The sequence below is a fragment of the Kitasatospora sp. NPDC058965 genome (assembly GCF_042741245.1).
GTDB lineage: Bacteria > Actinomycetota > Actinomycetes > Streptomycetales > Streptomycetaceae > Kitasatospora.
The window spans coordinates 1-4206 of record NZ_JBHYKG010000492.1 but is presented as its reverse complement, the minus strand read 5'-3'; the positions used below and the strand labels follow the sequence as shown (position 1 = coordinate 4206).

The 4206-nt window shown below is 76.8% G+C and carries 2 protein-coding genes; both read left to right on the top strand.

Features of this window, described 5'->3' with window-relative positions; translation table 11 throughout:
• The first annotated feature begins 179 nt into the window (after positions 1 to 179).
• Entirely contained in the window at positions 180 to 2786 is a 2607-nt protein-coding gene (gene lanKC, locus ACFW1A_RS39130; protein WP_380418222.1) for a class III lanthionine synthetase LanKC, read from the top strand.
• Positions 2783 to 4069: an MFS transporter gene (locus tag ACFW1A_RS39125; RefSeq protein WP_380418220.1), complete on the top strand. Its 1287-nt coding sequence runs from the start codon at positions 2783 to 2785 to the stop codon at positions 4067 to 4069. Before lanKC ends, ACFW1A_RS39125 begins: the two co-directional genes overlap by 4 nt.
• The last annotated feature ends 137 nt before the right edge of the window (positions 4070 to 4206 follow it).

The following is a 4206-nucleotide window of genomic DNA, read 5'->3' as shown; positions in this document are numbered from 1 at the left end:
CCGGGGGGGGGGGGGGGGGGGGGGCCCCCCCAATCCCAACAAAACCACCCGGGGGGGGGTTTTTACCCGGGGGGGGGGGGGGGGCCGCGCCGGCCCGGGGGCCGCCCCCCCCGCCGCTTCCGCCCGTCATCCGGCCGCACCCTCACGGGCACGGCCGACGTCCCACCCCGGAGGAGCCCATGAAGGACCCGATCGAGTTCGCGCTGGCGGACCGCGACTTCTACGCCCCGCTGGAGAGCATCGGCTCCCGCGGCAGCGAGTACCGGCCGAGCCGGGTCCCCGACGGATGGCGCCGGCACGAGTCCGGGGTCTGGACGATGTGGGAGCGCAGCGGCCTGGGCGGGACGCAGGACGGCTGGAAGGTCCACGTGTCGGCCCGGCCGGACCGACTGACGCAGGTGCTCGACCTCGCGGCCGAGGTGCTCTTCGACGAGGGCACCCCCTTCAAGCACCTGGCGGCCGAACGCTTCCACTGGTGGCTGCACCACAAGCACGGGTCCCGGGCGCAGGGCGGCAAGTTCATCGCGGCCTATCCGCCGGACGTCGACGCCGCCCGCCGCCTGATGGAGCGGCTGCGCGACGCGCTGGCGGACGAGGAGGGCCCGTACATCCTCAGCGACCGGCGGTTCCGCGACTCGCGCACCGTCCACTACCGCTACGGCGCCTTCGTCCACCGGACCCGCCTGCGGGCCGACGGCACGGCCACCGCGCTGGTGCGCGACGGGCACGGGCAGCTGGTGGAGGACCGACGCGGCGTCAGCTTCCGGCTCCCGGAGGGCATCACCGACCCCTTCGCCCCGCCGGCCGCCCCGGCCCGGGCCCCGGAGGCTGCGGAGTCCCCGGCCGGGCCCGCCCCGGTGACCCTCGGCGACTTCGTCGTCGAGGAGGTGGTGCGCCACAGCAACGGCGGCGGCGCCTACCGCGGGCGGCACGCCACCACCGGACGCACGGTCTTCGTCAAGGAGGCCCGGGCGCACACCGGGCTGTCCGACACGAACCGGACCGCGCAGGAACAGCTGCGGGCCGAGTGGCGGATCCTCCAGGACCTGCACCGGCGGGCGCCGGGCCTCGCCCCCGAGCCGATCGCCTACCTGCGCGGCTGGGAGCACGAGTTCATGGTCACCGAGTTCGTCGCGGGGAAGAACCTCAGCAGCTGGACGGTGGCCGCCACCGCGCTGATCGACGTGTCCTGCACCGAGCAGGAGATCGCCGCCTACTACCGGCGCTGCGAGTCCGTCCTCGACGCCGTCGAGGCGCAGCTGGACCGGCTGCACGCGTGCGGCTACCTGTTCGTGGACGTCAGCCCCGGCAACGTCCTGGTCGGCCCGGACGACACCGTGCGCCTGGTCGACTTCGAGGCCGCGCAGCCCGTGGGCACCAGCTTCCCCAGGATCGGCACCCAGGGCTTCTGTCCGCCGGAGTCGCTGATCGGCGACGATCCCGGGGTGTACGACGCGTACGGCCAGGCGGGACTGGCCCTCTCCGTCCTCGCACCGTTCACCCTCGTCGCGTTCCGCAGTTCCGAGGTGCTGGCGCACCTGCACCACGACCTGTCGGAGCGGGTGCCGGTCCCGCCGTCGCTGTGGGAGCGGGCCACCCGGTTCCACCCGCCGGGCCCGGTCCGCCGGCTCCCCACGCCCGAACAGGTCGCCGCCGACCCGGAGCACCACCTCGCCGAGCTGCGGGACCGGACCGCGGACGCCCTGCTCGCCACGGCCGACCCGGAGCACCCGGTGCGGGTCTTCCCGACCATCGCCGAGGGGTACCTGTCCAACACCCTGTGCCTGGCGTACGGGACGGCGGGCGTCGTGCACGCCCTGCGCCGCGCGGGCCGCGCGCTGCCGGACGGGGTGCTGGACCGGCTGCGCCGGGACGCCCTGAGCACCGCCGGCGAGCTGCCGCCCGGCCTGCACGTCGGCCTGGCGGGCATCGCCTGGGTGCTGGCGGACTGCGGCCTGGTGGCGGAGGCCCTGGAGCTGCTCGCCGCGGCCGACCGCCACCCGCTGACCCGCAGTCACGCCACCCTGTCCGGCGGCGCCGCCGGGGTGGCCATGACCCACCTCGCGCTGTACGGGCACACCCGCGACGAGCGCCACCTCGACCGCGCGCTCGCACTGGCCCGGGCGATCCCGGCCGACGGGGAGCTGGTGGCCCAGCTGGGCCCCGACGACGCCACCGGCCTGCTGCACGGCCGGTGCGGCATCGCGCTGATGCTCCACCAGCTCGCCGCGGTCACCGGCGACCGGGACCACCTCGCCCGCGGGGTGCGGCTGCTGCACGCCGAGCTGGACCGGGCGAGCGCGCCGGACGGCCCGACCCTGACCTTCCCGGTGTCCGCGACCGACCGGCGGACGATGCCCTACCTCTTCTGCGGCTCGGCCGGGCTGGTGCACACGGCCTCCCGCTACCTGCGCGAGCTGGACGACGCGCGGCTGGCCGAGGCGGCGCCGCGCCTGCTGGCGCCGCTGCGCACCACCTTCACCGCCCTGCCCGGGCTCTACTCGGGCCTGGCCGGCCTCGGCCTGGTGCTCGCGGAGCACGGCGGGCCGACGGGTGATCCGGCCGACCGCCGGGCCGCGCTGCGGGTCGCCCGCGGGCTCTTCAAGTTCGCGATACCCCACGCGTCCGGGGTGCGGTTCCTGGGCGACCAACTGCTCCGGTTCAGCGCCGACCTGCACAGCGGATCGGCCGGCGTGCTGCTCTTCCTGGACCAGTTGCTCGACCCGCGCCCGGATCCGCTCTTCACCGTCGACGCCCTCGTCCGGCAGCCGGTCGCCCGGGCATGAACGCGCGCGCGGTCCGACGTGACGTCACGCTCTACTGGTGGGGGCAGACCACCTCGGCGTTCGGTTCCGTCTTCACGGCGATCGCCGTGCCGGTCATCGCGGTGGTGGCGCTGCACGCCTCGGCGGGCGAGATCGGTCTGGTCAGCGCCGCGTCGTCGCTGCCCGTCCTCCTGTTCGGGCTCCCGCTCGGCGCGCTGGCCGACCGGATCACCCGCCCGCGCCGGGTCCTGACGGCGCTGGACGTGGTCTGCGCGCTGGTCGTCGCGCTCCTGGCCCGGGGGTTGGCGACCGGGACCGTCGGCATCGGCGCACTGGCCGCGGGCGCCGTGCTGCTGGGGGGCGTGGGGTCGCTGGAGTCCGCGGTGTACTTCGTCCACCTGCGCCAGTTGGTCGGGGTGGAGGGGGTCGGGCGGGCCCGGGCCCGGCTGCAGGCCGGCAGCTACGGTGCGGCCCTGCTGGGCCGGGTCCTGGCGGGCCCGACGATCGTCCTGGTCGGCGGCGCGGGCGCGCTGGCGGCGGACGCCGTGAGCTACCTGCTCAGTGCGTCGGCGCTGCTGGCCATGCGCTCCCCCGACCTGGTGCCGCGCGAGTCCGGCACCGGTGCGCTCGACGCCCTGCGGGGTGCGGCGGCGGGGCTGCGGTTCTTCGCCCGACCCGGCTTCCCGCGGGCGCTGCTGGTCTTCGTCGTCGTGCCGGCCACCACCATGGCCGCCGTGACCGCCCTCACCGGTCCCTTCCTGCTGCGCGTCGTCCACCTGCCGACCGGCGCCTACGGGCTCGTCTTCGCGTTCTCCGGCCTGATGGGCCTGGTCGGCTCCCTGGTGTCCGGACGGGTGCTGGGCCCGACCCGCAACCCGCGCCTGGTGGTGCTGGCCGCGTTCGCCGTCGCCATGGTCTGCGTCCTGCTGCTGCCGCTGGCGGCCGGACCGCTGCCGCTGGCGGCCGGCTGCGCCGCCCTGGGCATCGGTCTGCCGATCTTCTTCGGCGCGATCGCCAACGTCGGCCTGTCGGCGACCCTGGCCGCGGACGTCCCCGAGGACACCCTGGGGCGGGCGATGGCCGCGCTGCAGATGGTGGTGGCCGCGGCGGGGCTGGTGGGCGCGGTCGGTGGTGGCGCGCTCGGCGACGCGCTCGGCGTCCGCCCGGCACTCTGGGCGCTGGGCGGATCCGCGCTCGCCGCCGTCGCGGTCAGCCTGCCGCCCGCCGTTCGCGCGGCACGGCGGCGGGGTCGCCCGGCCGTGCCGCACGGGCCCGTGCCCGCTCCCGCGCGTACAGCTGGATGAGCCGGGGCACCGCGTAGACCGCGGTGTGGGGGGGGGCCGCCCCCGGCGGGGGGGGGTGCGCGCCCGGGGGCGTCCACCCCCCCCAAACCCCCCCCCCCGGGGGCCCCCCGCGGCGCGGCGCCCCCCAGCTGGTGGTA